General features: G+C 38.3%; 4 protein-coding genes and 2 pseudogenes. 4 read left to right on the top strand and 2 right to left on the bottom strand.

The features are described 5' to 3' along the window. The 4 genes and pseudogenes from Q1553_RS06665 to Q1553_RS06650 all read left to right on the top strand — a co-directional run. A pseudogene (locus Q1553_RS06665) lies at window positions 1-231 on the top strand (hypothetical protein); the annotation flags it as partial. Window positions 232-234: 3 nt separating this feature from the next. After that, entirely contained in the window at window positions 235-906 is a 672-nt protein-coding gene (locus Q1553_RS06660) for a prepilin-type cleavage/methylation domain-containing protein (RefSeq protein ID WP_115551912.1), read from the top strand. A 49-nt stretch (window positions 907-955) separates the two neighbouring features. After that, window positions 956-1,756 (top strand): 16S rRNA (adenine(1518)-N(6)/adenine(1519)-N(6))-dimethyltransferase RsmA, encoded by an 801-nt coding sequence (gene rsmA, locus Q1553_RS06655; RefSeq protein ID WP_115551911.1) that lies wholly within the window; start codon window positions 956-958, stop codon window positions 1,754-1,756. Between the two features lie 12 nt (window positions 1,757-1,768). Next, entirely contained in the window at window positions 1,769-3,817 is a 2,049-nt protein-coding gene (locus tag Q1553_RS06650) for an RNase J family beta-CASP ribonuclease (protein ID WP_297571477.1), read from the top strand. A gap of 47 nt (window positions 3,818-3,864) precedes the next feature. Here the strand turns inward: Q1553_RS06650 and Q1553_RS06645 are convergent, their stop codons facing one another. After that, a complete protein-coding gene (locus Q1553_RS06645) occupies window positions 3,865-4,896 on the bottom strand; it encodes an SLAC1 anion channel family protein (RefSeq protein ID WP_245944263.1) in 1,032 nt (343 codons plus the stop codon). Window positions 4,897-4,996: 100 nt separating this feature from the next. After that, window positions 4,997-5,456 (bottom strand): annotated as a pseudogene (locus Q1553_RS06640) (L-asparaginase); the annotation flags it as partial.

The following is a 5,456-nucleotide window of genomic DNA, read 5'->3' as shown; positions in this document are numbered from 1 at the left end:
GCAAATGAACATTTTGCTTTTCGGCATTTTATTGCGAAAGAAGTTGCACAAGCATTGCATTCTCAAGGAATTAAACGCGTCAAAACAGAAGCAAAAATGCAGGAGAGATTGAAATTTTATGGAATCTCCAAAGGGGGTTTGAGACTTAGCAACAGCCCTAGAGCAAATGCTTTGAGGATTCCTATTTATTATTATGATAAAAAAGTCGCAACTTTTTATGCTTACGATTAGACGATGAAACCCGCGTTTAGTTTGCTAGAAATTGTGCTTATACTTGGGATATTAAGTGCATTGGCGTGGCTTGGCTATGCTTGGTTTCCAGATTCCAAATTGTATTTGGCACAAAATCAAATCATTACGCATTTAAATTACACGCGTTTCTTGGCATTAAGTAGCACAAAGCATATCACGCAAGGCGCGTTTTGTCAGAGTGATTATTGTCAAGCAGAGAGGGAGAGATGGACAGAATCTTTATGGAGATTGCAGTTTTCTAAGCTTCAAGATGTGGGTTATGCGTATTATATTTATAGCGATTCTGCGCGAAAGGTTAGCACAAAGCATTTTGATGACCGCCCACGTGATGCGCAAGAAATCGCTCGCGACCCTTTAGATAATAAATACTTAAACAGCTACAATTATGATAATTCTAAGTTTGCAAACGCACTTCGTGCGGGAGATTTGGCAATCACAAAGCGGTATGGAATCTTAGAAGTGCGAATGAGCGGAGGTTGCGGAGAAAGTGAGGGCGGAAGAGTTTTGTTTGATGAGCGGGGTTTTTTGCGCTGTAAAAAACCCTATGAACAAGTGATTGTCCCGCAAGGAATGGTGCGTTTAGAGTTGCAAGGAAGCAGTGGTAAAAGTGTGGGTATTTGCATTTTGGAAAGCGGAATCGTTAAAAAATGCTAAAATTATTTCAAATTATGTTATAATTAAAGATTTATTTTAAGGCGAGACTTTGAAAGCCGTTGAGAAGCAGAATCTAGCCAAAAAACATTTTGGACAGAATTTTTTACAAGATGAAAGTGTGCTAGAAGCGATTATCCAATCCATTCCCAAGATGAACAAAGAAATAGAACTGATAGAGATTGGGGCTGGCTTAGGTGATCTAACAAATAAGCTATTAAGCTTAGGGAATATCACTACTTATGAGGTGGATAAGGATTTGATTCCTTATTTGCAAGAGCGTTTGAAAGGCGCATTAGAATGCGGGAGATTGAGCCTTGAAATAGGCGATGTATTAGAGATTTGGAAGGGTGAGAGTTTGCGCAAGAAAGATTATTTTCTTGTCTCAAACCTACCTTATTATATTGCAACTTTGCTTATAATAAAAACCATCAAAGACCCGTTATCTAAAGGCTGTGTCGTAATGACACAAAAAGAAGTTGCGCAGAAATTTTGCGCACAATGTGGAGGAAGTGATTTTAGTGCGTTAAGTGTGTTAGTGCAAAGCGTGGGAGAGGCAACACTGCTCTTTGATGTGCCTCCTAGTGCCTTTGTGCCACCGCCTAAAGTTACTTCTTCGGTGTTTTTGCTACAAAAAATGGCGAATCCACCAAGCTTTAAGGATTTGGAACATTTAGAATCTCTCTTGAAAGTTGCCTTTGGTGCGCCTAGAAAAACGATTCTAAATAACTTAAGTAAAGCTTATCCAAAACAAGAGATTATGGACGCTTTGGAATCCTTGCAGATTGCACCTAGCAAACGACCTCACGAGATTGATACGACTAATTATCACCGACTTTTGAAAATTTTATAAAAGGCGGAAGTTATGGAAGACAATAAAATAAATGAAAATCCAAATCGGACAGAAAAGCCAAAAAGAAATCACGAAAACACTCGTGAAGCCAAAGGAGAAAATAGAGAGAATCGCGAACCCAATAAGCGCCGGTTCAAACCGCGAAAAACAGAGGAAGCAAATGGGGCAGAAAAACCAAGAAACCAAAGAACGCAGAATCGCAATCGCCCTAATTCAAGATTCAAAAAACAAGAAAATACACAAAATAATGCAGAAACAAGAGAGAATCGCCAAAGATTTGACAAAAATTATGGCAACAAAGAAGTCAATGCGTCTAATTTGGAGTTGCGCAAAGCCGTAGAAATCAATGCCAAAGTGCATAAAAGTGCATTGACATTACACTCTCAAGTGGAAATTAATCCTAATGGAAAGGTGCGCATTACTCCGCTAGGGGGCTTAGGTGAGATTGGTGGCAATATGACGATTGTTGAAACACAAAATAGTGCAATTATTATTGATGCGGGAATGAGTTTCCCCGATGATAGTCTGCACGGAGTGGATATTTTAGTGCCAGATTTTAGTTATCTTGAAGTGATTAAAGACAAAATTGCGGGGATTATTATTACCCACGCGCACGAAGACCACATTGGCGCAATGCCTTATTTGTTCAAAAAGTATCAATTCCCTATTTATGGCACACCTTTGCCTTTGGGATTGATTGGCTCAAAGTTTGATGAGCACGGACTCAAAAGATTCCGATCGTTGTTCCGCGCAGTAGAGAAGCGCAAGCCGATTCAAATCGGAGAATTTGAGATTGAATGGATACATATCACGCATTCCATTGTGGATTCTAGTGCATTAGCAATCAAAACAGAAGCAGGTTTGATTTTTCATACAGGGGATTTCAAAATTGACCATACGCCTATTGATGGTTATCCAACGGATTTAAATAGAATCGCATATTATGGTGAGCAAGGAGTTTTGTTGCTCCTTAGTGATTCTACAAATTCACACAAAAGTGGCTACACTCCAAGTGAAGCAAGCGTGGGACCGGCGTTTGATATGTTGTTCTCTCGCGCGAAAGGACGCGTGATTATGAGCACTTTTAGTTCTAATATTCATCGTGTTTATCAAGCTATCAATCACGGACTTAAATATGGACGTAAAGTTGCGGTGATTGGACGCTCTATGGAAAAAAACCTAGAGATTGCAAGGACATTAGGTTATATTGATTTGCCACAAAATATTTTTATTGAAGCGCACGAGGTGGCAAAATATGCTGATGAGGAAGTGCTGATTGTTACGACTGGCTCGCAAGGCGAGACGATGAGCGCACTCTATCGTATGGCAACAGACGAACATCGCCATATTAAGATTAAGCCAAGTGATACGATTATTTTATCTGCTAAGGCGATTCCGGGTAATGAAGGCTCGGTATCCAATATTTTGAACTTTTTAAATAAAGCAGGGGCAAAAGTTTATTATCAAGACTTTAGCGAGATTCATACGAGCGGACACGCAGCACAAGAGGAGCAAAAGTTAATGTTGCGCCTTGTGAAGCCAAAATTCTTTTTGCCTGTGCATGGAGAATATAATCATATCCTTAAACACAAAGAAACTGCGATTAGTTGCGGTGTAGAGGAACGCAATATTTATCTTATGGAAGATGGCGACCAAATGGAGATTGCACACAATTATTTGCGCAAAGTGCGGAGCGTGAAAACCGGCAAAACTTATATTGACAATCAAGTCAATACCACAATTGCAAATGATGTGATTTTGGATAGGCAAAATCTAGCAGAAAATGGAATTTTAATTGTGCATTTGGAGTTGAGCAAAGCCAAAAATTCTATTCTCTCTAAACCGCGCATTCAAAGTATGGGAATTGTTGCAAATAAAGATACAATAGTATTCAACAAGGAAATTGAGGAATTTTTCAGTCTCTTTGTGAAAAATTGTAAAAAAGAATTGTATAACAGCCAAAAAAGTATGGAAAATGAGATAAGAAATGCGCTAAGAAAGTTGATGTTTAAGAAAACGAAGCGGTATCCGACAATTATTCCAATCGTGGATTTAAAATAAATTACTGCTACCATAGGGTTTAGATTGCAGAATCTAAACCTTTACATTTATTCTTCTAGCACACAAATTTCTTTTTGTTTGATTGCAAGCAAAGTGCGAAACCCGACAACTAGCACAATAACACTGCTTAATACAATGCCAAAAATTCCTAAAAATGCGTAAAATAACGAACCGCCTAGGGAATAAAGCTCTAATGCGCAGAGAGTCCAAGCGGCAGTTGGAAAGGTGAAAGCCCACCAAGAAAGTGCGAATTTTAATTCTTTAAAGATTTCAAAAAGACTAATCATCAAAAGCATAAAAAACAATGCTACACTAAAGCTCGCACTTGCGATTCCATAGAGGCTAGCAATAGAAACATAGTCTTTGAACAAAAGAAGTATGTCCAAAGCAAAGACACTAGGTGGCGCAATGAAAATAAATAAAGTCGGAGAGAGTTTTTGTGGCAAATGTTCTCCAAAAATGAGGCGAATCAAAAGTGCAGCATTGAGTAAAATCCAAAAGAAACTGCCCACTCCAAAATAAAAAATTAAGATTTCAAAAGGAATCCAAGCCATTTGTGCATTCAAATTCATTCCAACAAGCGGCACAATGAGATTCCCAACAATAGGAATAAACCAAGCAGGATTTGCCATTTTTTGTTCTAGGGCATGGAGAAACCAGAATCGCACAACATAGAGGCTAAGAATCAGTTGCAAAAAAGCACCAATATAAAAAATAATAAGAGCAAACCACAAGGGAATAAAGCGTAAAATTAGCATTAAGACAATCAAAAGAGATACACAAACAGCAGAGAAAAAATTAATGCGCACAGGGTGTTTTAGCTCTTTTGAAAATGCGGAGTAATGCCGAATAATTTTTGCAAGATAAAGAATGCTGATTCCACATAGCAAAAAAACACTAAAAAAAGAAAGTGCGGTAAGAAGCCACGAAAAATTCACTTCTAATTCAAAGATTCTAATCGTTTTGCCAATCACAAGCGTAAGTCCGCCAATGCCCATAACAGAAGCAAAAAACATAATAGGAAAGTGTAAAAGCCAATTTCTAGAATCAATCGTCCGCTCTATTTTTGGGGTATTCATTATAAGCCTTTTTGGAGAGATAAAAGTATCTTTAGCCTACGAATTGTAAGAATCGCATTGTAGGAATTTTGACTTGCAAGGGGACAAGCCCCATACAAGACTAATAAAGGTTAAAGTATTTTTGGATTTCTTTTGGGTTGCTTGTTTTTGTAAGTGCCAACATTAAAAGAACCCTTGCTTTTTGAGGATTGAGATTGTTTGCACTGATGAAGCCTTGTTGGATTTCTTCCTCACTTAAAGGGACTAAGCCAGAGCCAACGCGTGAGCTTTTTGCCACTACAAGTTTTTTCTGTGAGAGAAGCTCAATTAGATAGTTTTTTTGATTTTCGTGAATGCTACCCGCTCCACTTCCTGCGACAACTAATCCTTTTGCACCTGCGTTTAAAAAGGCTTCTACTGCTGCTTTTGAGCCGTCGTTAGAATAAGTATAGACAATATCTACTTTAGGTAATTCTTTTAAGCCTCTAACATTAAAAGGAGAATCCTTTGTATGTGCTTTGATGCTAAGGGAGTTAAAAAACACTTTACCATCTACGATATAGCCGATTTCTCCACTGTTG

This window comes from Helicobacter sp. UBA3407, assembly GCF_949747025.1.
GTDB classification, from domain to species: domain Bacteria; phylum Campylobacterota; class Campylobacteria; order Campylobacterales; family Helicobacteraceae; genus Helicobacter_D; species Helicobacter_D ganmani.
The sequence above is the reverse complement of the archived record's forward strand: the minus strand, read 5'-3'. Positions and strand labels throughout refer to the sequence as shown.

Coding starts and splice junctions, on each gene's coding strand:
- Q1553_RS06660 (WP_115551912.1), top strand. CDS start 235: ATGAAACCCGCGTTTAGTTTGCTAGAAATTGTGCTTATACTTGGGATA.
- Q1553_RS06650 (WP_297571477.1), top strand. CDS start 1,769: ATGGAAGACAATAAAATAAATGAAAATCCAAATCGGACAGAAAAGCCA.
- Q1553_RS06645 (WP_245944263.1), bottom strand. CDS start 4,896: ATGAATACCCCAAAAATAGAGCGGACGATTGATTCTAGAAATTGGCTT.